General features: G+C 72.5%; 21 protein-coding genes, 1 tRNA gene, 1 pseudogene and 1 riboswitch. Of the genes and pseudogenes, 9 read left to right on the forward strand and 14 right to left on the reverse strand.

Annotation, left to right across the window (positions count from 1 at the left end):
- Positions 1 to 201, forward strand: a pseudogene (locus tag VGE38_RS07935) (RNA polymerase subunit sigma-24); the annotation flags it as partial.
- A 73-nt stretch (positions 202 to 274) separates the two neighbouring features.
- On the opposite strand, the gene VGE38_RS07940 reads toward VGE38_RS07935, so the two are convergent.
- The 7 genes from VGE38_RS07940 to VGE38_RS07970 all read right to left on the reverse strand — a co-directional run bounded on the left by VGE38_RS07940 (position 275) and on the right by VGE38_RS07970 (position 7040).
- Positions 275 to 553, reverse strand: coding sequence for a MoaD/ThiS family protein (locus tag VGE38_RS07940; protein WP_331141993.1), 279 nt, complete (start codon positions 551 to 553; stop codon positions 275 to 277).
- A 30-nt stretch (positions 554 to 583) separates the two neighbouring features.
- Positions 584 to 1849 carry a threonine synthase gene (gene thrC, locus VGE38_RS07945; RefSeq protein WP_331141994.1) on the reverse strand — a complete coding sequence of 422 codons (1266 nt, stop codon included), beginning with the start codon at positions 1847 to 1849 and terminating at the stop codon, positions 584 to 586.
- A gap of 9 nt (positions 1850 to 1858) precedes the next feature.
- A riboswitch (SAM riboswitch) is annotated at positions 1859 to 2009 on the reverse strand.
- Positions 2010 to 2108: 99 nt separating this feature from the next.
- Positions 2109 to 2942, reverse strand: a complete 834-nt coding sequence (gene otsB / locus VGE38_RS07950) for a trehalose-phosphatase (RefSeq protein WP_331141995.1) — start codon at positions 2940 to 2942, stop codon at positions 2109 to 2111.
- 12 nt (positions 2943 to 2954) lie between these two features.
- Complete coding sequence (locus VGE38_RS07955) at positions 2955 to 5012, reverse strand: acyltransferase family protein (protein ID WP_331141996.1); 2058 nt, start codon at positions 5010 to 5012, stop codon at positions 2955 to 2957.
- Positions 5013 to 5046: 34 nt separating this feature from the next.
- A complete protein-coding gene (locus tag VGE38_RS07960) occupies positions 5047 to 5550 on the reverse strand; it encodes a LytR C-terminal domain-containing protein (protein WP_331141997.1) in 504 nt (167 codons plus the stop codon).
- Between the two features lie 8 nt (positions 5551 to 5558).
- On the reverse strand, positions 5559 to 5861 hold the full coding sequence (gene napA, locus VGE38_RS07965) for a nucleoid-associated protein NapA (protein ID WP_331141998.1): 303 nt from the start codon (positions 5859 to 5861) through the stop codon (positions 5559 to 5561).
- 96 nt (positions 5862 to 5957) lie between these two features.
- Positions 5958 to 7040 carry a Gfo/Idh/MocA family protein gene (locus VGE38_RS07970; protein WP_331141999.1) on the reverse strand — a complete coding sequence of 361 codons (1083 nt, stop codon included), beginning with the start codon at positions 7038 to 7040 and terminating at the stop codon, positions 5958 to 5960.
- A gap of 44 nt (positions 7041 to 7084) precedes the next feature.
- On the opposite strand from VGE38_RS07970, the gene VGE38_RS07975 reads away from it, so the two are divergent.
- The 3 genes from VGE38_RS07975 to VGE38_RS07985 all read left to right on the forward strand — a co-directional run bounded on the left by VGE38_RS07975 (position 7085) and on the right by VGE38_RS07985 (position 10730).
- Complete coding sequence (locus VGE38_RS07975; protein WP_331142000.1) at positions 7085 to 8524, forward strand: alpha,alpha-trehalose-phosphate synthase (UDP-forming); 1440 nt, start codon at positions 7085 to 7087, stop codon at positions 8522 to 8524.
- Positions 8525 to 8601: 77 nt separating this feature from the next.
- Positions 8602 to 9813, forward strand: coding sequence for an alpha/beta fold hydrolase (locus tag VGE38_RS07980; protein ID WP_331142001.1), 1212 nt, complete (start codon positions 8602 to 8604; stop codon positions 9811 to 9813).
- Between the two features lie 65 nt (positions 9814 to 9878).
- On the forward strand, positions 9879 to 10730 hold the full coding sequence (locus VGE38_RS07985) for an endonuclease/exonuclease/phosphatase family protein (protein ID WP_331142002.1): 852 nt from the start codon (positions 9879 to 9881) through the stop codon (positions 10728 to 10730).
- Here VGE38_RS07985 and VGE38_RS07990 read toward each other — a convergent pair.
- Entirely contained in the window at positions 10711 to 11706 is a 996-nt protein-coding gene (locus tag VGE38_RS07990; RefSeq protein ID WP_331142003.1) for an LLM class F420-dependent oxidoreductase, read from the reverse strand. The two genes, VGE38_RS07985 and VGE38_RS07990, sit on opposite strands and share 20 nt — an antisense overlap.
- A 59-nt stretch (positions 11707 to 11765) precedes the next feature.
- Between VGE38_RS07990 and VGE38_RS07995 the strand changes: the two genes are divergently transcribed.
- From VGE38_RS07995 to pdxY, 3 genes are all read left to right on the forward strand, one after another.
- Positions 11766 to 12431 carry a uracil-DNA glycosylase gene (locus VGE38_RS07995; RefSeq protein WP_331142021.1) on the forward strand — a complete coding sequence of 222 codons (666 nt, stop codon included), beginning with the start codon at positions 11766 to 11768 and terminating at the stop codon, positions 12429 to 12431.
- Positions 12432 to 12530: 99 nt separating this feature from the next.
- Entirely contained in the window at positions 12531 to 13112 is a 582-nt protein-coding gene (locus VGE38_RS08000) for a rhomboid family intramembrane serine protease (protein WP_331142004.1), read from the forward strand.
- A 27-nt stretch (positions 13113 to 13139) separates the two neighbouring features.
- Complete coding sequence (pdxY, locus tag VGE38_RS08005; protein WP_331142005.1) at positions 13140 to 13991, forward strand: pyridoxal kinase PdxY; 852 nt, start codon at positions 13140 to 13142, stop codon at positions 13989 to 13991.
- Here the strand turns inward: pdxY and VGE38_RS08010 are convergent.
- Both VGE38_RS08010 and VGE38_RS08015 read right to left on the reverse strand, forming a co-directional pair.
- Positions 13979 to 14554: a dienelactone hydrolase family protein gene (locus tag VGE38_RS08010; protein WP_331142006.1), complete on the reverse strand. Its 576-nt coding sequence runs from the start codon at positions 14552 to 14554 to the stop codon at positions 13979 to 13981. The two genes, pdxY and VGE38_RS08010, sit on opposite strands and share 13 nt — an antisense overlap.
- Before the next feature lie 107 nt (positions 14555 to 14661).
- A tRNA-Thr gene (locus VGE38_RS08015) sits at positions 14662 to 14734 on the reverse strand.
- Between the two features lie 50 nt (positions 14735 to 14784).
- Between VGE38_RS08015 and VGE38_RS08020 the strand changes: the two genes are divergently transcribed.
- On the forward strand, positions 14785 to 16650 hold the full coding sequence (locus VGE38_RS08020) for a glycoside hydrolase family 13 protein (protein WP_331142007.1): 1866 nt from the start codon (positions 14785 to 14787) through the stop codon (positions 16648 to 16650).
- Positions 16651 to 16659: 9 nt separating this feature from the next.
- Here the strand turns inward: VGE38_RS08020 and VGE38_RS08025 are convergent, their stop codons facing one another.
- The gene (locus VGE38_RS08025) at positions 16660 to 17196 is read right to left on the reverse strand and encodes a Uma2 family endonuclease (RefSeq protein WP_331142008.1); all 537 of its coding nucleotides are present in this window, start codon (positions 17194 to 17196) and stop codon (positions 16660 to 16662) included.
- A 147-nt stretch (positions 17197 to 17343) separates the two neighbouring features.
- Here VGE38_RS08025 and VGE38_RS08030 point away from each other — a divergent pair, with 147 nt between their 5' ends.
- Positions 17344 to 18555 carry a DUF4032 domain-containing protein gene (locus VGE38_RS08030; RefSeq protein ID WP_331142009.1) on the forward strand — a complete coding sequence of 404 codons (1212 nt, stop codon included), beginning with the start codon at positions 17344 to 17346 and terminating at the stop codon, positions 18553 to 18555.
- Here the strand turns inward: VGE38_RS08030 and VGE38_RS08035 are convergent.
- From VGE38_RS08035 to cysS, 3 genes are all read right to left on the reverse strand, one after another.
- Positions 18549 to 20066, reverse strand: a complete 1518-nt coding sequence (locus tag VGE38_RS08035) for a metallophosphoesterase (protein ID WP_331142010.1) — start codon at positions 20064 to 20066, stop codon at positions 18549 to 18551. The genes VGE38_RS08030 and VGE38_RS08035 overlap by 7 nt on opposite strands.
- Positions 20067 to 20088: 22 nt before the next feature.
- Positions 20089 to 21057, reverse strand: coding sequence for a 23S rRNA (guanosine(2251)-2'-O)-methyltransferase RlmB (rlmB, locus tag VGE38_RS08040; RefSeq protein ID WP_331142011.1), 969 nt, complete (start codon positions 21055 to 21057; stop codon positions 20089 to 20091).
- 75 nt (positions 21058 to 21132) lie between these two features.
- On the reverse strand, positions 21133 to 22551 hold the full coding sequence (gene cysS, locus VGE38_RS08045; RefSeq protein ID WP_331142012.1) for a cysteine--tRNA ligase: 1419 nt from the start codon (positions 22549 to 22551) through the stop codon (positions 21133 to 21135).
- Between the last annotated feature and the right edge of the window lie 114 nt (positions 22552 to 22665).

Genomic DNA, 22665 nt, shown 5'->3' on the forward strand with positions numbered 1-22665 from the left:
GAGGCGTCCGGTCCGGCCGCGGGCCTCGACGCGCTCGACGGCCTGGTCCTGCCCGGCCACCGGCTGCCCGCCACCCGCGCCGAGCTGCTGCTGCGCCTGGGCCGCGACGACGAGGCGGCCGCGGCGTACGACGAGGCGATCGGCCGTTGCGCCAACCTCGCGGAGCGGGCGCATCTCGTCGAGCGGCGCGCGCAGCTGTAACGCTCAGTTATGGGATCTGGTGACGTGAAATACCGGCGCGCCAGATCCCATAACCCCGCGTTACATCTGTCCGTCAGCAGCCGCCGGCGACGGCCGGGATGACCGAGATCTGGGTGCCGTCGGGGGTGGGGGTGGCCAGGTTGTCGAGGAACCGCACGTCGTCGTTGCCGACGTAGACGTTGACGAACCGGCGCAGCTCGCCGGACTCGTCGAGGATCCGGCCCTTGATGCCGCTGTAGCTCGCGTCCAGGTCGTCGAGCACGTCGGCGAGGGTCGCGCCCGAGGCGCTCACCTCGGACTCGCCGCCCGTGTAGGTGCGGAGGATGGTGGGGATCCGGACGGAGACGGACATCAGTTCCTCTTCTCGGCGGTGTATCGAGACTCAGGCCAGGCCGGTGGCGGCGAAGGCGGCGTACGTCGGGGCGATCGTCGCGGCAGGACGGACCGAGCCCGAGACCGCGTCGAGCGTCTTCAGACCGTGGCCGGTGTTGATGACGACGGTCTCGAGGGAGGTGTCGAGCTGACCGGTCTCGACGAGCTTCCTGAGCACCGCGACGGTCGTGCCGCCGGCGGTCTCGGTAAAGATGCCCTCGGTACGGGCCAGCAGCACGATGCCCGCGCGGACCTCGTCGTCGGTGACGTCCTCGACCGCGCCGCCGGTCTCCCGGCAGATGTCGAGCACGTAGATGCCGTCGGCGGGGTTGCCGATGGCCAGGCTCTTGGCGATGGTGTCCGGCTTGACCGGGCGGATCGCGTCGACGCCGGCCTTGTAGGCCACCGACACCGGCGAGCAGCCCTCGGCCTGCGCGCCGAAGACGCGGTACGGCTTGTCCTCGACCAGGCCCAGCTTGATCAGCTCCTGGAACGCCTTGTGCACCTTGGTGAGCTGGGAGCCGCTGGCCACCGGGATCACGATCTGGTCGGGCAACCGCCAGCCGAGCTGCTCGGCGATCTCGTAGCCGAGGGTCTTGGAGCCCTCGGCGTAGTAGGGCCGGACGTTGACGTTGACGAACGCCCAGCCGTCCTCCTCGCCCGCGATCTCGGAGGCGAGCTTGTTGACGTCGTCGTAGTTGCCGTCGACCGCGACGAGGTTCTCGGTGTAGATCGCCGAGTTGACCTGCTTGGGCTGCTCGAGGTTGCTCGGGATGAAGACGACGGTCTTGATGCCGGCGCGGGCACCGGCCGCGGCGACGGCGTTGGCCAGGTTGCCGGTCGACGGACAGGCGAAGACCCGGGCGTCGAGCTCACGCGCGGCCGAGAGCGCGCAGGCCACGACGCGGTCCTTGAAGGAGTTCGTCGGGTTGGTGCTGTCGTCCTTGACCCACAGCTTGGTCAGGCCGAGCTCGCGGGCGAGGTTCTTGGCCTCCAGCAGCCGCGTGAAGCCGGGCTCGAGGTTCGGGCTCTCCTCGATGTCGGAGGGCACCGGCAGCAGCGCCTTGTAGCGCCAGATGTTGCGCGGGCCGGCCTCGATCTCCTCGCGGGTGACCTGCGGGAAGTGGTAGGAGATCTCCAGCGGGCCGAAGCACTCCGGGCAGGCGTACGACGGGCCGAGCTCGACCTCGTGGCCGCACTCGCGACAGGCGAGGGCCACGGCGTTGCCGAAGGCACCCTCGCGGATGGTGGACCGTTCGGTGACGACAGCGCTCATGAGTCCTCCTCCTCATCTTCCCCGGGCGCGGATCTCGCGCCGGGCCGGAATTAGCACCTCACCCACGTCCGTCTTCCGGCGGTTCATGCCGGGCGGCGGAGGCTCGTGGTCGGTTGCCGGGACTTCACTGGGCCGTTCCCTCAGTCCCTCTCGATGAGCAGTCACACCCTAGGTCGTCGCTCGGCCCGGCGGCGAATCGGATCTCGCATGTCGGGACCGAGCATCCGCATCGCGGACGTCGCAACCGAGAGCACGTGCGTCAGGGCAGCCGACGGGCAAGATCGCGGAGCAGCGCCAGCACGCCCGCGGGGCCGGGTACTACGACGTCGGACAGCGGCACCAGGGCCGACTGCTCGTCGGAGGCGGAGCAGACCAGCAGCGTGGGCAGTCCCTCGCCGGCGTACGCCGTGACGGTCTCGAAGGCGTCCACGTCGCCCAGGTCGTCGCCGGCGAACAGGAGGCCCTTGGCGCCGAGCTGGGTGATGAGCCGCTCGACCACGAGCCCCTTGTCCATCCCCCCGGAGCGCACCTCGACGACGTTACGGCCCGGCTCGACGACGAGGTCGTGGGCCTCGGCCTGCTCGCTGAGGACGGGCAGCAGCCGCGCGAACGCCGACTCCGGGTCCGGCATCCGGCGGGTGTGCACGGCCACCGCGAGGCCCTTGTCCTCCACGTAGGCGTCGGCGGCGTCGGCCGCGCGCAGCGTCCGGGGCAGCTCGCGCAGGAAGGTCGCCAGGCCCTGTGGCGGCCGCGGCCCGACGATGGTGCGCCGCGAGGAGCTCCAGCGCTCGTTGCCGTACTGCCCGAAGACGTAGAGCTCCTTGCCGGCCGCCGCGACCGCGTCGCCGATCTCCTCGAGGCCGCCGAGGTCGAGCACCTGGCGGGCCGGACGGCCGGTGACCACCGCGACGGCAAGCACCTTCCCGGCAAGCTCGACCAGCACGTCCCCGGCGTCGGGGTGGATGTGCGCCTGCTCGGGGTCGTCGACGATCGGCGACAGCGTCCCGTCGAAGTCCAGGGCGACGACCAGGCCGGCACCGACGGTCAGCAGGGCGTCGTACCGCTGCTCGGCCTCGGGCGAGGTGAACTGCATGTCACCAGCCAATCACGGCGCCGGTTGCCGGTCGGAGCCGAACACCGGCGCGAGCAGCTCGCCGAACCGGGGCGCGATCTCCTTGGCCCACTCGGAGTTGATGTGGTCGTCGTCGTAGTAGAGGACGTGGTCGCCGACCACGAGCGGGCAGACCCCGGCCGAGCAGAACAGCGCGGTCGGGTCGACGAACCGCGCGGTCGTGCCCTGCAGCGCCGCCCGCGTGATCGGGTTGGAGGTGACCCCGCTGCCGGTGGCCGGCGCCAGACAGGTGGCCTGGTCGGCCCCGGGCGTGCTCAGGCAGTCGGGCGCGGGGACCGGGCGCAGCGGGACGTCGGCGACGACGAGGACCTGACCGGCGAGCGGAGCAAGGGAGCGTACGGCGCGCGCGACCCCGGCCGACCAGGTCTGCTCCTCGGTCGTGCCGTCGGGCGCCCTGACCTGGTAGAGCCCGCGGTAGCCGAGCACGAGCGCGTCGGGCTTCAGCGCGGCGATCCTGTCGCGCGCCCAGACCCGGAACGCCGGGCAGGACGGGAACGCCTTGCCGCCGAGGGTCTGCGGCACGTCGAAGGGCGCGCACGACGACTTCACCAGCGGCACCACCTTGAAGTGCTCGCGCTGGCCCAGCACATCGAGCGCCGGCAGCCACATGCCGGCGTGGGAGTCGCCGTTGACGACCAGCGTCCGGGTGGCGGTCGTGTCGCCGTACGCGCAGTCCGGGACCGCCGTGTCCTCGAAGCTGGCCAGGCAGGAGTAGTCGGTGCGCCAGGCCTGCTTCCCCAGCTCGGCGAGGTCGATCGTCGGTGGGATGGGCGCGCCCTCCCGGGCCAGGGCGACCGCCTCGGTGACGGCCTTCTCGGGCCGGAACACGTCGACCGGCTGTTGGGCGGCGGGATGCCGCTCGTACCAGTCGTAGGCGATCTCGCGGTCGCGCTGCAGCAGCGACTCGGCGTGCGCCGCGGCGCCGAGCGAGGCCACCGCCACGACGCCCAGCGTGGCCGGCCACAGCGCCAGCGACCAGGAGCCGCGGAAGACCGGCACCCGGCGCTCCTGGAAGGGCCGCTCCACGAGCAGGTAGGTCACCACCGAGAGCAGCACCGAGACGGCGACGAGGGCGGTGGCCTCCTGCCACGCCGCCCACTCCTCGGGCACCTGCTCGGCGCCGATGAGCAGCACCGGCCAGTGCCAGAGGTACAGCGAGTAGGAGATGTCACCGAGCCGGCCCAGCGGCCGCAGCGCGAGCAGCTTGGCGACCGGCCCCTTGGCCGAGGCCAGCAGCGCGACGGTGGCGAGCACGGGGAACAGCGCCTGGTAGCCGGGGAACGGCGTCGTCGCGTCCATCGTCACGCAGGCCCAGCCCAGCACGGTGGCGCCGGTGATGCCGAGCAGCACCCGGGCGCCGTGCGGGAACCGCGGCCCCCACAGCGCCAGGAACGCGCCACAGCCCAGCTCGAAGGCGCGGGCCGGCGAGGAGAAGTACGCCGCCGCCGGCATGGTCTGGGTCAGGTGGATCGACCACGCCAGCGAGCTCACGGTGAGCAGCCCGGTCACCCAGAGCATCACGCTGCGGCGTACCCCGCGGTGGACCATGAAGACGAGCAGCAGGGGCCAGACCAGGTAGAACTGCTCCTCCACCGCCAGCGACCAGAAGTGCTGGAACGGCGACGCCAGGTCGGCGGCGAAGTAGTCGGTGCCCTCGTGCGCGAAGTGGACGTTGGCGAGGAAGAACGCTGCCCACAGCGCGTCCACGGTGGCGGTCTCGGTGCGGTGCAGCGACTGCAGCGTCGCCACCGCCAGCACCGTCACCACCAGCACGACCGTGGCGGCCGGGAGGATGCGGCGGGCGCGGCGGGCGTAGAAGTCGCGCAGGCTGATGCCGCCGGTACGGCGCGCCTCCCGCACCAGCAGCGTGGTGATGAGGAACCCGGAGACGACGAAGAAGACGTCGACGCCGAGGAACCCACCGGCGAACCCGGTCAGGCCGGCGTGGTCGGCGACGACCAGGGCGACCGCGACGGCGCGCAGGCCCTGGACGTCGGCTCGCCACGCCACCTTCAGCCTGGCGGACGTCAACGCGGGGCTCCTCAGGACGGTCGGCCGCCCGCGCTCAGTCGAGCGGGCCGGTCAGGATGATGGTGAGACGGTCCAGCTTCATCGGGTCCTCGGCCCTGGCGGTGCGCTTGACGCCGAGGTCGAGGGCGAGCTGCTTGCCGGCCGCCTTGAGCTTCTTGGGGTAGTACACGGTCGTGGCGGGCACGTTGCCGTACCAGTTGTCGGCGCCGACGACCTGCCAGCCGATGGTGCCGGCCTTGTCGCCGACCTTCGCCGCGAGGCCCTTGACCGAGGAGTTGTTGTAGACCTCGACCATGACCTTCTTGCGCACCACGGGCGGGGGCGTCCTGGTGGGCGGAGGCGGCGCCGGCGCGGCGGTCGTGGGAGCGGCGCTGGGGCTCGGCGCGGCGACGGTGGTGATCTCACGCTCGGTCGGCTCGCCGCCGCGCGTCGCGACGAAGGTGACGGCGGCGACCACCACCGCGACGATGCTCAGCAGCGCCACCGGCGAGGGCAGCACCACACCGCGCTGGGAACGGGTCCGGGCCAGGCTGGGCATCGCGGACCTCAGATCTCGAAGCCGAGCCGCCGGGCGGAGCGCTGCCGCTGCCGAGCGGCCCGCAGTCGGCGCAGCCGACGGACCAGCAGCGGGTCGGCCTCGAGCGCCTCGGGACGGTCGATGAGGGCGTTGAGGACCTGGTAGTAGCGGGTCGCCGACATGTCGAACTGCTCGCGGACGGCGGTCTCCTTGGCGCCGGCGTACTTCCACCACTGGCGCTCGAAGTCGAGGATCTGTCGGTCGCGCTCGCTCAGCGTGGGTCGCTCGACCTCGCCGGCGTGGCCGGCATGGCCAGTGTTCGCGGCGTCCATGGGTGCCCCCAAACTCGTGCTCGGTCTTGCCTCCGGGGGTCACTGTACGCGAGGAATGACAGCGGTGTGATTCTCTCCCTCGGCGTGCCCCGGGGCTCAGTCGGTGTACGCCACACCGATCTGCCGGCGGACCTCGTCCATCTGCCGCAGCACCGCGAGGGTCTGGGCGTGCGGCACGAGCGGGCTCTCCCTCAGCCCCGCGCGCAGGCAGCGGTTCACCTCGGCGATCTCGTTGCCGTAGCCCCGCCCGACGATCGGCGTGGTCGGCTCGATCACGACCGGCTCCACCGGCACCGGCTGGTCGGTCCAGTCCGCGATCGCGGCTCGGGGCTCGAACACCGCGTGGGTCGAGTGGTGGAACTCCGCGAGGACGATGCGGCCGCGGTCCGTGGCGATCTCGGCGCGCCGAGACGACCAGGAGGTGATCGAGGCCGTCATGGTCGCCAGCGCACCGCCGGGGTAGCGGCCGGCGATCGCGACGTCGACGTCGAAGGTGCCGCCCGGGGCGCTGCGGGTGTCGCCGGTGGCGACCAGCTGCTCGGGCTCGCCGAGCATCAGCTGGGCGAAGGTGAGCGGGTAGATGCCCATGTCCAGTAGAGCCGACGCGCCCAGCCGGGGGTCGAACATCCGGTCGGTCGGGGGCGCCGTGACCACGAAGCCGAGCTCGGCGTGGAGGTGGCGGGGTGTGCCGAACTCACCGGTGAGCAGCCGCTCCCGCAGCGCGATCACGGTCGGGTGGCAGGCGGTCCACATCGCCTCCATGAGGAACCGGTCGTGCTGCTGGGCGAGCTCCACCATGGTGGTCCCGTCCTCGGCCGAGAGGGTCAGCGGCTTCTCGCACAGCACGTGCTTGCCGGCGGCGAAGAGCAGCCGGGCGTCCTCGAGGTGCAGGGAGTGCGGCGTGGCGATGTAGACCACGTCGACGTCGGGGTCGGCCGCCAGCTCGGCGTAGGAGCCGTGGGCGCGGGGCGGGCCGGCCGGGGCGGCGTACGACGCGGCGAACGCCTGCGCCGTCTCCAGCCGCCGCGACCCCACCGCGGTGAGCACGGCGTCCTCGAACTGGAGCAGGTCCTGGGCGAAGGTGTGGGCGATCTTTCCGGTGGCGAGGATGCCCCAGCGGACGGGCCCGCCGTGGAAGCCGCCGTGGAAGCCGTCGTGGGAGGGAGGGGGAGGGGTCACGAGGGAAACGTACTCGCGCCGGAAGTGGGTAACAGTGCACCGCTATGGTCAAGAACGTGAGCGCCGATCTCGTCGTCGTGGCCAACCGGCTCCCGGTGGACCGGGTGGAGCTGCCGGACGGGTCGAAGGGCTGGCGGACCTCCCCCGGCGGACTGGTCACCGCGATCGAGCCCGTGCTGCGGGCCAACGAGGGCGTGTGGATCGGCTGGCCGGGCGGCACCGAGGAGCACCTGGAGCCGTTCGAGCAGGACGGCCTGCACCTGGTCCCGATGACCATGAGCCAGGACGAGATCGAGGGCCACTACGAGGGCTTCTCCAACGCGACCCTGTGGCCGCTCTACCACGACCTGGTCGCCAAGCCGGCCTTCCACCGGGAGTGGTGGGAGGCCTACCAGCGCGTCAACCGCCGCTTCGCCGAGAAGGCCGCCGAGGTCGCGGCCGAGGGCGCCACGGTGTGGGTGCACGACTACCAGCTGCAGCTGGTGCCGGCGATGCTGCGCGAGCTGCGGCCCGACCTCAAGATCGGCTTCTACCTCCACATCCCGTTCCCGCCCGCCGAGCTGTTCCAGCAGCTGCCCTGGCGCCGGCAGCTGCTCGAGGGCCTCCTCGGCGCGGACCTGGTCGGCTTCCAGCTCTCCGGCGCGGCGCAGAACTTCGTGCGGCTGGTGCGCCAGCGGGTCGGCCACAAGACCCACCGCGACCTGGTCTACCTCCCCGACGGCCGGACGGTCCGCGCCGCGGCCTACCCGATCTCGATCGACGCCGCCGGCCTGGAGGACCTGGTGCAGACCGAGGGCGTCGTCAAGCGCTCCGCGGAGATCCGGGAGGCGCTCGGCCGGCCCCGCAAGGTCTTCCTCGGCGTCGACCGGCTCGACTACACCAAGGGCATCTACGCCCGCCTGCGCGCCTTCGGCGAGCTGCTCACCGAGGGCAAGCTCGACGTCGACGACGCCGTCTTCATCCAGGTGGCGGTCCCCAGCCGCGAGCAGGTCGAGCAGTACCGCATCCTGCGCGACGAGATCGACCGGCTGGTCGGCCGGATCAACGGCGACCTGGGCGAGATCGGCCGACCCGCGATCCACTACCTGCACTCCTCCTACCCGCGCGAGGAGATGGCCGCCCTCTACCGCACCGCCGACGTCATGGTCGTCACCCCCTACCGCGACGGCATGAACCTCGTCGCCAAGGAGTACGTCGCCTGCCGGTGCCAGGACGACGGCGCCCTGGTCCTCAGCGAGTTCGCCGGTGCCGCCGAGGAGCTGCGGCAGGCATGGCTGGTCAACCCCTACGACCTCAACGGCATGAAGCAGGCGCTGCTCGACGCCTACCGCGCCGACGAGAAGGAGGTGACGCGGCGCATGAAGGCGATGCGCAAGACCATCAAGCAGCACGACGTCGCCGCCTGGGCCGCCAGCTTCATGACCGAGCTGGCCGACGTACCCGGCTCGCACGGCAAGACCCTGCGCCCGCCCCGCGACTCCTGATCCCGGGAGTGTCTGAGACCGCGAGTGTCTGAGACACCGGTCCCACCAACCCGCCCGACCCGGCTACGCTCCCGAGCGTGCCGTTCCTCCCCCGCCCGCAGCAGCTGACCTCGGCCGCCGGCAACGTCGCGCAGAAGCTGCTGTACGGCGGACTCGCCGACCTGAGGCCGATGCCCCGCACGCTGATCGACGAGGGCACGCTGCGCGAGGTCTACCACTACCGACCCGTCGCCGACGTCGCGCAGCGCGGCGAGCCGGTGCTGCTGGTGACGCCGCTGGCCGCGCCCTCGCTCTGCTACGACCTGCGCCGCGGCTGCTCCTTCGTCGAGCATCTCGTCGGGCAGGGCCGGCCGACCTACCTCGTCGAGTACGGCGAGGTGTCCTTCCACGACCGCACGCTGGGGATCGAGCACTGGATCGACGACGTGCTGCCACAGGCGATCCGCGCGGTCTCCGAGCACGCCGGCGGCCGACCGGTGCACCTGGTGGGGTGGAGCCTCGGCGGGATCTTCGCGCTGCTGACCGCCGCGGACCAGCACGACCTGCCGATCGCGTCCGTGACCTTGCTGGGATCGCCCGTCGACGTGGCACAGGTCCCGATGATCGCGCCGCTGCGTCCCCTCGTGGACCTCACCGGCGGCCAGATCGTCACCCAGGCCTACCGGCTGCTCGGCGGTGCGCCGAAGCCGATCGTGCGGTGGGCGTTCCAGTTCACCAGCGTCGACAAGGTCGTCACCAAGCCGCTGGCGATCCTGCAGCACCTCGACGACGCCGACTTCCTCGCCCAGCTCGAGGCCGTCGACCGGTTCACCGAGAACATGACCGCCTACCCCGGCCGCACCTTCGGCCAGCTCTACCACCGGTTCTTCCGGTCCAACCTGCTCGTCAGCGGCCGGCTGGAGCTCGACGGCCGGGTCATCGACCTCGCCCGGGTGACGGCCCCGGTGCTGGTCTGCGCGGGCGCCGGCGACGGCATCGCGCCCATCCGCGCGGTCCGGGCCGTGGTCGGTCTGCTGACCGGCGCCGAGGAGGTCCGGTTCGCGGTCGTCCCCGGTGGACACCTCGGCATGCTGACCGGCCGGGCTGCTCGGGGCAGCACCTGGGTACAAGCGGATGCGTGGATCGACGCATGGGACAGCCGGCGCCGCGGGGCGCCCACCGACGCGGGACCCGGCCACGCCTCGCCGAAGGGTTCGTCTCCCGACCGCCGCGGCCCCCGGCGCGACGCGATCGGCGCGAACCCGGAGCGCCGCTACCGGTCGTCGAGCTCGCGCGCACTGGGTGGCTGAGCCGCCCGAGCCGCCCGAGCCGGTCCCGTCGGACCACGGCGGGCCGGCGCGGACGCGGCGTCGCCGTGCTCGGACTGTCGCTGGCGATCACGCTCTCCGGTCTGGTGAGCGCACCTGGCGCGGCGCAGGACGCGCCGGACGACGTACGCCGGGGGTTCTTCTGGGCCAACGCCTGGGCCAACCACCACACCGCCCGGGCCGGCGGTGACGGGAGGTTCGCGATGGCCGGCGCCCGCCGCATGGAGCGGATGGTGCGGCTGATCCACCGTCGCGACGCCGACGTCGGCGTGCTCGTCGAGATGGAGCGCCCGCAGGTCCGGGCGTTCCGGCGCGCCAGCGCGGGGCGCTACGCCATGGTCACCGGCGGCACGCCCGGCCGCGGCATCTACGACGGCGTCTTCTACGACACCGACGCCTACCGGCTCGTGGATAGCTACCACTTCCGCTCCTGGACCAAGCACGGGCGACGCGCCCGCGTGCCGGTCGTCTTCCTCGACGACCGGCGGACCGGTCAGCGGATCGCGGTGATGGCCGTCCACCACGCCGCCTTCGGCAGCGGCTCCCGCTGGCGCGAGCGGGCGCTGGACCGGGAGATCGCCGAGATCCGCCGGCTCCGGCGGACCCACGGCCCAGGGGTGACGGTCTTCATCGCCGGAGACTTCAACAGCACCGAGCGCGCCTACTGCCGGATGCGGAAGGCGGGCCTGAGCTCGCCGGTCAGGCCGGCCAAGCGGTGCGAGAACACTCCGGTCGGCATCGACCAGCTGTTCGGCGACCGCGCCGCCCGCTTCAGCGGCTACCGTCGCATCGTGCGCCCCGACATCACCGACCACCCGGCGGTGTACGTCGCCCGGTTCCGGCTGGCGGCGCCCGCGGTCTCCGCGCCCGGTCGCGGCCTCAGCGCAGCGCGGGGATGACCTCGCGCTCGAACAGCTCCATGCCGCTGCGGTCGTAGGCCGCCTCGGGGAAGTAGTGGATGGCGTACGCCAGCCCGAGGTCCTGCAGCCCGCGCAGCCGCTCCACGATCTGCTCGGGAGTGCCGACGAGCGGCTGGGTGGCGAGGTTGGCGACGATCTCCTCGGCCTTCGCGGCGCCGAGCGGCCCGGTGAGGTGGTCGCGGTACCACGCAAGCCGGTCGGCGACCTCGGCCTCGGTCGACCCGATGACGGTGTTGTAGTTGGCGCTGCGGACGATCTCGTCGTAGTCACGCCCCAGGTCCCGGCAGTGCCCGGCGAGCACCTCCGACTTCGCGGCGAACACCTCCGGAGTGCCGTCGAAGTTGGTGTAGTCGGCGTACTGGGCCGCGATCTTGAGCGTCACCTTCTCGCCGCCGCCGGCGATCCACAGCGGGATGCCGCTGCGCCCGGTCTGGATCGGCAGCGGGCGCACGATGGCGCCGTCGACCTCGTAGTGCTTCCCGTCCAGCGTCGCCGAGCCGGTCGTCCAGGCCTGCCGGAAGATCTCGACGCCCTCCCGCAGCCGGCCCAGCCGCTCGCCGGCGCTGGGGAAGCCGTAGCCGTAAGAGCGCCACTCGTGCTCGTACCAGCCGCCGCCGATGCCCATCTCCAGCCGCCCGGCGCAGACGTGGTCGACGGTCGCGGCGACCTTGGCGAGGTACGCCGGCTCGCGGTAGCTCATGCAGGTGCACATCTGACCGAGCCGGATCCGCTCGGTCGCGGCGCCGAAGGCGGCCATCAGCGTCCATGCCTCGTGGGTCGCCTCGTGCGACGGCTCCGGCGTGGTGTGGAAGTGGTCGTAGACCCACAGCGACTCCCACGCCTCGCCCCGGTCGGCGCGGCGAGCGAGGTCGAGCATCAACGGCCACTGGTCCGCCGGCTCGATGCCGACCAGGTCGAAGCGCCAGCCCTGCGGGACGAAGAGACCGAACCTCATGCCTGCACGCTAGCCTGCGCCCCGTGAGCGCTCTTGCCGGCCTGGTCGACCGGGGACTGATGGCACCGGACTGGGCCGCAGCGCTGGCTCCGGTCGAGGACCGGATCGAGGCGGTCGGCCGGTTCCTGCGCGACGAGCTGGCGCTCGGCCGGCCCTACCTCCCGGCCGGCGACCGGGTCTTCCGGGCCTTCCAGCGGCCGCTGGCCGACGTACGCGTGCTGGTCGTCGGGCAGGACCCCTACCCCACCCCCGGGCACCCCATCGGGCTGTCCTTCGCGGTCGATCCGCACGTGCGGCCGCTGCCCGCGTCGCTGCGCAACATCTACACCGAGCTGTCCACCGACCTCGGCATCACGGTGCCCGAGCACGGCGACCTCACCGCCTGGTCCGACCGCGGCGTGATGCTGCTCAACCGGGTGCTGACCGTGCGCCCCGGCGGACCGGCGTCGCACCGCCGCAAGGGCTGGGAGGAGGTCACCGCCTGCGCCATCGAGGCGCTCGTCGCCCGGGCCGCGCAGGGCAGCCCGTTGGCCGCGATCCTGTGGGGCCGCGACGCCCAGTCGCTGAAGCCGATGCTCGGCCCCGTGCCGTACGTCGAGTCCGTGCACCCCTCCCCGCTCTCCGCCCACCGCGGCTTCTTCGGCTCCCGACCCTTCTCCCGCGTCAACGAGCTGCTCCTCGCGCAAGGTGCCGAGCCCATCGACTGGTCCCTCCCGCACGGTTGAGTCCCGCCCCGTGGCCCCGCGAGTCCCGCCCCGTGGCCCCGCGAGTCCCGCCTCGTGGCCCCGCGAGTCCCGGGTTGTGGCCCTGACTACCGTGATCTCGTGAGCCTGCAGCGCCCGGTCGACCGCCCCTCGACCTGGGGACGCGCCCTGGCGCACACAGTGGTCTTCGTCGTGCTGCTGTGGATGGTGGAGTTCGTCGACGTCGTCCTCGGCCACCGCCTGGACGGCTTCGGCGTCCGTCCGCGCAGCGACGAGGGCCTGCTCGGGGTGCTCTTCGCGCCGCTGCTGCACGCCGGCTGGGCGCACCTGGAGGCCAACACGGTCCCCGTGCTCGTGCTCGGCTTCCTGGTGCTCGTGACCGGCGTACGCCGCGGCCTGGCCGCCACGGCCGTGATCTGGCTGGTCGGCGGCGTCGGCGTGTGGATCGTGGCACCACCCGGCGAGGTCCATCTCGGCGCCTCGGGGCTGATCTTCGGCTGGCTGGTCTACCTGATGATCCGCGGCTTCTTCACCCGTCGGGCCGGCGAGATCATCCTCGGGCTCACCCTCTTCTTCCTCTACGGCGGCCTGCTGTGGGGCGTGCTCCCCGGCCAGCCGGGCGTCTCCTGGCAGGGCCACCTGTTCGGTGCGATCGGCGGCGCGGTCGCCGCCCGGCTGCTCTCGGAGCGGGACCCGCGCTGAGCCTCGGGCGGATGGGAGGATGACGCCGTGCAGATCCTCTCGATCCAGTCCCACGTCGCGTTCGGGTACGTCGGCAACTCCGCCGCGGTCTTCCCACTGCAGCGACTCGGTCACGAGGTGTGGCCGGTCCTGACGGTGAACTTCTCCAACCACACCGGGTACGGCGCCTGGCGCGGCCCGCTCATCGCGCCCGGGGACGTCGGCGACGTGATCACCGGGATCGAGGACCGCGGTGCGTTCGGCACCGTCGACGCGGTGCTGTCGGGCTACCAGGGCGACCCGGCCGTCGGCGCGCTCGTGCTCGACGCCGTCAGCCGCGTCAAGGCCGCCAACCCGGCCGCCGTCTACTGCTGCGACCCGGTCATGGGCGACGTCGACCGCGGCTTCTTCGTCCGCCCCGGCATCCCGGAGTTCATGCGCGACCAGGTCGTCCCCACCGCCGACATCATCACGCCCAACCACTTCGAGCTCGACTTCCTCGCCGGCGGGAGCACGTCGAACCTGACGGAGATCCTGGAGGCGGTCGACGCGGTGCGGGCCACGGGGCCGCGCGACGTGCTGGTCACCTCCGTCATCCACGGCGAGCTCGACGAGGCCGAGCTCGACGTCGTGGCGGTCTCGGACGCCGGCGCGTGGGCGGTCACCACGCCGCTGCTGCCGATCACCCCCAACGGCGGCGGCGACATCACCGCAGCGCTCTACCTGGCCCACCTGCGCACCACCGGCTCGCCCGCCACCGCGCTGGGCCGCACCGCCAACACCTTGTTCGCGATCCTGGAGCAGACCCTCGCCTCGGGCCGCCGCGAGCTCGAGCTCGTCGCCTCGCAGGACGCCATCGCGGTGCCGCCGGCGCGGTTCGAGGTCCGTCAGCTGCGCTGATCCACCGCGTCGAGGAACGCCAGCACCCGCTGGGTCGCCAGGTCGGCGGCCGCCTGGTCGAAGTCCGCGCTGCCCGGGTCGGCGAACAGGTGACCGCTGCCGGGGTAGAGATAGGACTCGCTGCCCGGCACCCGCGCGGCGAACCCCTCGTCGCCCTCGGCCTCGCGCCACGGGTCGTCCTCGGTCTGGTGGCTCTGGGCGGGTACGCCGGCCGCCCACTCCGCCTCGAACCAGGCCGGGTCGACCGCGCCGTAGAGGTAGACCGCGCCGAGCGCGCCCGGCCGGTCCAGCAGCAGGGCCGTCGCCGCCATGCAGCCCATCGACATGCCGGCGTACACGATCTCGGCCGGCAGACCCTCCGCGGCCGCGAGGGCGCGCCTCATCAGCACCTCCCGGCCGACCTCCTCGCGGAACGCGACGCCCTCCTCGACGGTGGCGAAGGTGCGGCCCTCGAACAGGTCGGGCGTGTGGACGGTGTGCCCGGCGTCGCGCAGGGTCTGCGCGAAGGCCTTCACTCCGGCGGTGAGTCCACCTGCGTGGTGGAAGAGCAGGATCTCGGTCATGGATCGAGCCTAGGGAGTGATGCGGACAGTCTCGGTCCGCTGCACTGCGCCGCAGCCGAGACAAGTGTTCATGCGACGAACGCTAGGTCTCGCCGCCGACACCACCGAGCCGCGTGGGAGGATCGAACTCCCGACATTTCGCTTACAAGGCGAACGCTCTGCCATCTGAGCTAACGCGGCCTGGCCGGATGGCCGCCGTCATCCTAGACAGCACCCGCTTGAATGGACGCATGAGCCTGCTGCACCAGCCGCATCACGACGGGTCGCCGCTCTACCTCCCCGTGGAGGACCCGGAGCTGGGCAGCACGGTGCCGGTCCGGGTCCGCACGCACGGCACCCGGCCGGTCGCCCGGATGTGGGTCCGTACGACGTTCGACGCCGAGCCGACGTACCACGAGATGGTCTCGACAGGCTCGACCAGCGGGACGACAGGCTCGACCAGCGGGACGACAAGCTCGACCGACGAGCACGGCTCGACCTGGTGGGAGGGCGGGCTGCCGGTGCGCAACCCGGTGACCCACTACCGCTTCCTGCTGGAGCACCCCGACGGCAGCCAGACCTGGCTCACCGCCGCCGGCGAGAAGGCGCATGACCCGAGCGACACCTTCGACTTCCGGGTGGTGGCCTATCCCCCGGCACCTGCCTGGGCGCGCGACGGCGTCGTCTACCAGATCTTCCCCGACCGCTTCGCCCGGAGCGCGCAGGCCCACGAGCGGGAGACTCCGGCCTGGGCAGTCCCGGCGGAGTGGGACGACACCGTGGTCTTCGAGGGCACCGACCCCCGCACACCGCTGCAGTTCTACGGCGGCGACCTCGACGGCATCGTGGACCACCTCGACCACCTCGACGAGGTCGGTGTGGACATCGTGTACACGACGCCCGTCTTCCCCGGCGAGAGCAACCACCGCTACAACGCCAGCACCTTCGACCACGTCGACCCGCTGCTCGGCGGCGACGAGGCCTACGCCCGGCTCAGCGGCGCGGTCCACGAGCGCGGCTGGCGGCTGCTCGGCGACCTGACGTCCAACCACACCGGCGACACCCACGAGTGGTTCCAGCAGGCGCGCGAGGGCGGCGAGACCCGCGACTGGTACTACTTCCACGGCGCCCAGAGCGACCAGTACGAGACCTGGATGGGCCACCACACCCTGCCCAAGCTCAACCACGCCAACGAGGACCTGCGCCGGGTCATGATCGAGGGCCCCGACTCGGTCGTCGGGCGCTGGCTACGGCCGCCGTACGACGTCGACGGCTGGCGCATCGACGTCGCCAACATGACCGGCCGGCTCGGACCGATCGACGTCAACCACGAGACCGCCCGGATCATCCGGACCACCGCCGCCGAGCAGCGCCACGACACCTTCGTCGTCGGCGAGCACAACCACGACGCCTCCGGCGACATCGACGGCGACGGCTGGCACGGCACGATGAACTACTCCGGGTTCTCCTGGCCGGTGTGGTCCTGGCTGCGGGCCGAGCAGACCGACGCCCGCGCGTTTGGGCGACCGGTCCAGGTACCGCGCCGCCCCGGCGGCCTGGTCCGCGAGAGCTTCGACGAGTGGCGCGCCCGCTACGGCTGGCGCGCGACCTCGCAGAGCTGGAACATCCTCAGCTCCCACGACTCCGCGCGGATCCGCACGATCGTCGTCGACCCGGCCGCCCATCGCGTCGCGGCCGGCCTGCAGTTCACGCTGCCGGGCGTGCCGATGCTGTTCGCCGGCGACGAGATCGGGCTCGAGGGCGTCAACGGCGAGGACTCCCGCCGCCCGATGCCCTGGCACCGCCGCGACGCCTGGGACCAGACCACGCTGACGACGTACGGCGCCCTCGCCGCGCTCCGTCGCGCCCATGTCGCCCTGCGACGCGGCGGGCTGCGGTGGGCGCACGTCGACGACGACACGCTCGTCTACCTCCGCGAGCACCCCGAGGAGACCTTGCTCGTCGCGGCACGACGCGCCCCCGGCGACGCGATCACCCTCGACGGCCTGCCCCACGGACACCTGCTGCTGAGCACCAGTGGCGACGAGAGCGCGTACGACGGCCGCGTGCCCGCGACCGACCGGCCGGGGCTGTGGATCTGGCGACTCGACGGCTGACCGGGCGACTCAGCCTCTGACGAGCTCGGCGAGGTCGATGAGGACGACGCCGTGCTCGCCGACCCGGATCTCTGCGGTCCGAGACAGCTCGTCCACCCGGACCAACGGCTCCCAGCCGCCGCCGGCGTTGGCGAAGACGTCGACGATGCGCGCCTCCGGGTCGACGACCCAGTACTGCCGGACGCCGGCCGCGGCGTACTCGGTCGACTTGCGCAGCAGGTCCTCGCTGCGCGTGGAGGGCGAGAGCACCTCCGCCACGAGGACCGGCACGTCGGTCACCGCGGGGCCGGCGGGCCAGCGCTCCACGACCGTGAGGTCAGGGGCCCGGAGCCGGTTGCCGGGCAGCCAGACACCGACCTCGGTCATCACCTGCAGGCCCGGCAGGGCGCTGCGCAGGCGCGCGCCCAGGGCGACCACCGCCGCACCGTGGGCCGGGGAGACCGGCGGACTCACGACGACCTCGCCGTCGACCCACTCGGCCCTGGGTCGCTCCGGCAGCGCGAGGTAGTCCTCCCACGACATCCGCAGCCGCTGCAGCGATGCCACGACACCTCCCGACGATCCGACCGACACATCGACGCTCCTTCCATTCTGGACTCCGGGAACGGGGGTGACCAGCGTGCGCGGCGGCACCGACACCCGACGGACGCGGTCCCTGAGCCCCCAGAACCGCGTCGGGTGCAGACTGACCGCATGGCCCTGCGCATCGTCGCCAGCCGCCCGGACCCGGCCCTCGTCACGCTGCCCTGGAGCACACCGCTGGAGCAGTGGGACGACGAGGTGGTCGTGCCGCTCCCCCGCGGCCTGTCGCGCCACGTCGTGCGCATCGTCCAGCTGCGGGACCGGATCTATGCGGTCAAGGAGACCCAGCAGGAGATCGCGTTCCGGGAGTACCGCCTGCTGCGCGACCTCCAGCGGCTCGCCCTGCCGGCCGTCGTACCGCAGGGCGTCGTGACCGGCCGCGCCACCGCCGAGGGCGAGGAGCTCCCCGCCGCGCTGCTCACCCAGCACCTGCGGTTCTCGCTGCCCTACCGCAGCCTGTTCCAGCACGGGCTGGCGCCCGAGCAGGTGCCCAGCCTGGTCGACGCGCTCGTCGTGCTGCTGGTGCGGCTGCACCTCGCCGACTTCTACTGGGGCGACGTCAGCCTGTCCAACGTCCTGTTCCGGCGCGACGCCGGCGGCTTCGCCGCCTACCTCGTCGACGCCGAGACCGGCGAGCTGAAGCCGACGCTCTCGGACCGGCTGCGCGAGCACGACGTCACGCTCGGCACCGAGAACGTGTACGCCGAGCTGCTCGACCTCGCCGCCAGCGGCGCCGCGGGGCTCGACCCCGACGCGGTCGTCGAGCGGCTGCAGAGCCGCTACGCCCAGCTCTGGCACGAGCTGACCGCTCGGGAGCAGTTCTCCGCCGGTGAGATGTGGCGGATCGAGCAGCGCATCGAACGCCTCAACGACCTCGGCTTCGACGTCGAGGAGGTCGACATCGTCACCGACTTCGACGGCGACCAGGTGACGCTGCAGCCGCGGGTCGTGGAGCTCGGGCACCATGCCCGTGAGCTGCGGCAGCTGACCGGTCTGGTCGTCGAGGACGCCCAGGCGCGCCGGATGCTCAACGACATCGCCGCCTACACCGCCTCCCGCGGCTACGGCCGGCTGGACCGCGAGGTCGTCGCGCAGCGCTGGCTGCACGAGATCTGGGAGCCGATCGTGGCGATGATCCCGCCCGAGCAGCAGGGCAAGCTCGAGCCCGCCGAGGTGTTCCACGAGATCCTGGTGCACCGCTGGTTCCTGTCCGAACAGGCCGGCGAGAGCGTGCGGCTGCTCGACGCGGCGCGCAGCTACGTCGCCACCGTGCTCGGCGAGAAGCCGGACGAGGCGATCACCGCCGACGCGGATGCTCAGTAGGTCAGCGGCGCGAACGCCCCGACCCGCCAGGTGCCGTTGGTCTCGAGGATCACCGGCTGGATGCCGGAGGGCCGCCCGCCGGCGTACGTGACGAGCGTGACCTGCGCGGCCCGGCGCGGCTTGCTGCCCAGCGCGAAGGCGTACGCCGCGCCGCCGGTCGTGCCGGTCGTGTACGTCCAGCCGATCTCGCCGTTCTCGCCGACCACCTGGGTGGGGCCGGACGGCACGTGCACGTGACCGCCGACGACCAGGTCGACGCAGCCTCGGCGCAGCGCCTCGCGACCGAGGTTGGCGTCGTGGACCAGCACGGTGGCGACCCGCACCTCGGCGGCGCACACGTCGTCGGCGATCAGCTGCTCGACCTCGGCGAAGCCGAGGTTGGACTCGTCGCGCCAGTTGCCCAGCCCGCTCGACCGCGGGTCGCCGACGCCGACCAGCGTCGTGCCGCCCGGCCCGTCGACGATCTCGCCGTCGAGGACCGTCCAGTCCTTCTCGGCCAGGTAGTCGCCGACGAAGCTGCCGTGGTCGTGGTTGCCGGTCACCGCCCACCGCTGGTCGCCGAAGTCACGGAAGGCGGTGTCGAGGGAGTCGATCGAGAACGCCTCCCAGCGGGACCCGGTCGAGGTGTCGTCGCCCGCGTCGAGGACCGCCGTCGCCCCGGCCGCGTCGGCGACGGCACGGGCGACCCGGTCCATGCCGATGTTGTCGTGCCGGTCGGAGACCAGCAGCGCGACCGTCTCGCCGTCCAGCGGTGTGCGCAGCGGCAGGTCGGCCGCCGCGTCGGCGGCGTCGGAGTAGAAGACCTTGCTGGTGTCATAGGTGCTGATCGCGCTCTCGATGAGCCGACGCGTCTGGCTCGTCGTCACGTCGCCGCGCACCTGCACCCGGTCCAACTCGCGGGGAAGTGGCACGGACTGGCCGAGGAACGCCTGCAGCGGGATCCACTCCTGCCCGGCGGCGACCTCCTCCTCGTCCGACGGCGTCCAGGGCGCCACCAGCGCAAGCGCGATGGCCGCGACAGCGCCGATCGCCCCGGCGCCACGCCAGCTCGGCAGGCCGCGCAGCAGCTCCCGGCGCCGGCTCCGGCCGAGCAGCAGCCAGACCAGGACCGGCAGCGCGCCGAGCGCCGCACCGCGCAGCGCGGCGTCGGCCAGCATGCCGGTGACGGCGTCGCGCACGAGCGCCTCCTGGCCCTCGGGTGCACCGGCGATGGCGGCGTACCGCTGCACCAGCTCCTCGGTCGAGGCGGCGTCGGTCTTGCCGAGCGTGAGGTCCACGCCGATCCGGCCGCCCACGGGCAGGCGTACGTCGGGCAGCACCGGCCCCGCGTGCACCACCGCCTCGGCGGGTCCCGAGAGGCTGAGGATGGGGCGGATCTCGGCGTCGTGCGACGCGATCGTCATCACCCGGCTGGTGCCGAGGAACAGCGCGGTCGCGGCGATCACGGACAGCACCAGCCACGTCACGACGTACGCCGTGACCGCGGCCGCCCGACGCCAGGGGATGGTCACTCCGGAGTGCACCACCCCGGCGTCACCGCCGACCGGCACGCGCCTCCGCGACGGCGTAGAGGACCACCGACGCCGCGACGCCCGCGTTGAGGGACTCGACCGCGTTGGCCATCGGGATCGAGAGCACCTGGTCGACCGTCTCCCGCACCAGCCGCGACAGGCCACCGCCCTCGGCCCCGACCACGACCACCAGCGGGCCGTCGGCGAGCTCGAAGGCGGGCAGCTCGACGTCGCCGTCCATGTCCAGGCCGACGACCATGCACCCGGCGTCCTGGTACTCCTTCAGCGTCCGCACCAGGTTGACCGCCTGCGCGACCGGCATCCGGGCCGCCGCGCCGGCGGAGGTCTTCCAGGCGGCGGCGGTCATGCCGGCCGCCCGGCGCTCCGGGATCACCACGCCGTGGGCGCCGAAGGCGGCCGCCGAGCGGACGATCGCACCCAGGTTGCGCGGGTCGGTGACGTGGTCGACGACCACGATCAGCGGCTTCTCGCCGGCCTCCTCGGCCCGGTCGAGCAGGTCGTCGGCGTGGGCGTACTCGTACGCCGGCACGCGGGCCGCTAGGCCCTGGTGGCCGTTGAAGCCGGTGAGCCGGTCCAGCTCCACCTTGGCGACCTCGAGCAGCGAGATGCCCATCTCGGCGGCGAGCTGGAACGCCTCCCGCAGCCGGCCGTCGCGCTCGGCGCCCTCGGCGACGTAGACGCCGTTGACCGGCACGCCCTCGCGCAGCGCCTCGACGACGGCGTTGCGGCCGATGATCCACTCGGCGTCGCCGCTGCCGCGCTTGCGGTTGCCGCGCGGCGTCCGCTTGGCGGCCGAGCGCTCCGCGAGCTCCTGGGACTTGTGGGCCTTGTGGTACGGCCGGTCCTTCGCCTTCGGCGTCGGGCCCTTGCCCTCCAGCCCACGGCGGCGCTGGCCACCGGAGCCGACGGTGGCGCCCTTCTTCTTGCCGGCCTTGACGATCGCGCCCTTGCGCTTGGAATTTCCAGGCACGTCAGTCCCTCTCTTGGTGGTCGAGCCGACGAGCGCCAGCGAGGCGCGTCGAGACCTGGTGGTCGAGCCGAGGCATCAGGAGATGCTCCACTTCGGCCCGTCGGGGGTGTCGGTGATCTCGACCCCGGCGGCCTTGAGCTGGTCGCGCACCGCGTCGGCGGCCGCCCAGTCCTTGGCCGCGCGCGCCGCGGCACGCTGGTCGAGCAGCCCGCGGACGAGCGCGTCGACGGCGTCGGTGAGGCGGTCGTCCTCGCCGCCGTCCGAGCCCCAGGCGCTGTCGAGCGGGTTGAGGCCGAGCACGTCGAGCATGAGCACGACCGAGCCGAGGACTGCCTGCACGGCGTCCACATCGGTGCCGTCGGCGAGCAGCCGGTTGCCCTCACGGACGGTGTCGTGCAGGACGGCGACCGCGGCCGACGTACCGAGGTCGTCGTCGAGGGCGTCGACGAAGCCCTGCGGGAGCTCGGAGCCGACGCCGGCGTCCTCGGGTCCGGCCAGGGCGATCGCACGGTCGAGGAACCCCTCGACGCGGCGGAAGCCGGCGGCGGCCTCCTCCAGCGCCTCGAAGGAGAACTCCACGTGCGAGCGGTAGTGGGCGCTGACGAGGTAGTAGCGCAGCTCGATGCCGCGGAACCGCTGCAGCACGTTGGGGATCGTCAGCGAGTTGCCGAGCGACTTCGACATCTTCTCGCCGGAGGTGGTGATCCAGGCGTTGTGCATCCAGTACGACGCGAACGGCCGGCCCGCGGCCCGCGACTGCGCCTGCTCGTTCTCATGGTGCGGGAACCGCAGGTCCAGGCCGCCGCCGTGGATGTCGAAGGCCGGTCCGAGGTACTTGCCGGCCATGGCCGAGCACTCGATGTGCCAGCCGGGTCGTCCCCGTCCCCACGGGCTCGGCCAGCTCGCCGTCTCGGGCTCGGAGTCCTTGCGGCCCTTCCACAAGGCGAAGTCGCGCGGGTCGCGCTTGCCGCGCGGATCGGCGTCGGTCGCGGCCTCCATGTCGTCGACGCGCTGGTGGGTCAGCTCGCCGTACGCCGGCCAGCTGCGGACGTCGAAGTAGACGTCGCCGGACCCGTCGCCGGCGGCGTAGGCGTGACCCCGCTCGATCAGCGTCTCGATGAGCTCGATCATCTCCGGCACGTGACCGGTCGCGAGCGGCTCGTAGGTGGGCGGCGCGACGTTGAGGGCGGCGTAGGCCCGGGTGAGCTCGCCGTGCATGTCGTAGGCGAGGTTGTACCAGGGCCGGCCCTGGGCCTCGGCCTTCGCGAGGATCTTGTCGTCGATGTCCGTCACGTTGCGGATGAACGTGACCTCGTAGCCCTTGTGCCGCAGCCAGCGCTGCAGGACGTCGAAGTTCACCGCCGAGCGGACGTGCCCCACGTGTGGCTCGGACTGCACCGTCAGACCGCAGACGTACAGCGACGCCTTCCCCTCCTCGAGGGGCGCGAAGTCGCGGACTTCGCCGGTCGCGGTGTCGAACAGCCTCAGGGTCACGGCGCAAGTCTAGGGACGCGGGGAGACAGCCGCGATTCGTCGCTCCCGGCGGCGCGCCGAGACCTGGTGGTCGAGCCGACGAGCGCCAGCGAGGCGTCTCGAGACCTGGTGGTC

Source organism: Nocardioides sp., from assembly GCF_036405735.1.
In the GTDB taxonomy this organism is placed as follows: Bacteria; Actinomycetota; Actinomycetes; order Propionibacteriales; family Nocardioidaceae; genus Nocardioides.

Excerpts from the sequence above, each read along its gene's own strand:
- VGE38_RS07940 (WP_331141993.1), bottom strand. The coding sequence starts at position 553 with ATGTCCGTCTCCGTCCGGATCCCCACCATCCTCCGCACCTACACGGGC.
- thrC (WP_331141994.1), bottom strand. The coding sequence starts at position 1,849 with ATGAGCGCTGTCGTCACCGAACGGTCCACCATCCGCGAGGGTGCCTTC.
- otsB (WP_331141995.1), bottom strand. The coding sequence starts at position 2,942 with ATGCAGTTCACCTCGCCCGAGGCCGAGCAGCGGTACGACGCCCTGCTG.
- VGE38_RS07960 (WP_331141997.1), bottom strand. The coding sequence starts at position 5,550 with ATGCCCAGCCTGGCCCGGACCCGTTCCCAGCGCGGTGTGGTGCTGCCC.
- napA (WP_331141998.1), bottom strand. The coding sequence starts at position 5,861 with ATGGACGCCGCGAACACTGGCCATGCCGGCCACGCCGGCGAGGTCGAG.
- VGE38_RS07975 (WP_331142000.1), top strand. The coding sequence starts at position 7,085 with ATGGTCAAGAACGTGAGCGCCGATCTCGTCGTCGTGGCCAACCGGCTC.
- VGE38_RS07990 (WP_331142003.1), bottom strand. The coding sequence starts at position 11,706 with ATGAGGTTCGGTCTCTTCGTCCCGCAGGGCTGGCGCTTCGACCTGGTC.
- VGE38_RS07995 (WP_331142021.1), top strand. The coding sequence starts at position 11,766 with ATGGCACCGGACTGGGCCGCAGCGCTGGCTCCGGTCGAGGACCGGATC.
- VGE38_RS08010 (WP_331142006.1), bottom strand. The coding sequence starts at position 14,554 with ATGACCGAGATCCTGCTCTTCCACCACGCAGGTGGACTCACCGCCGGA.
- VGE38_RS08020 (WP_331142007.1), top strand. The coding sequence starts at position 14,785 with ATGAGCCTGCTGCACCAGCCGCATCACGACGGGTCGCCGCTCTACCTC.
- VGE38_RS08030 (WP_331142009.1), top strand. The coding sequence starts at position 17,344 with ATGGCCCTGCGCATCGTCGCCAGCCGCCCGGACCCGGCCCTCGTCACG.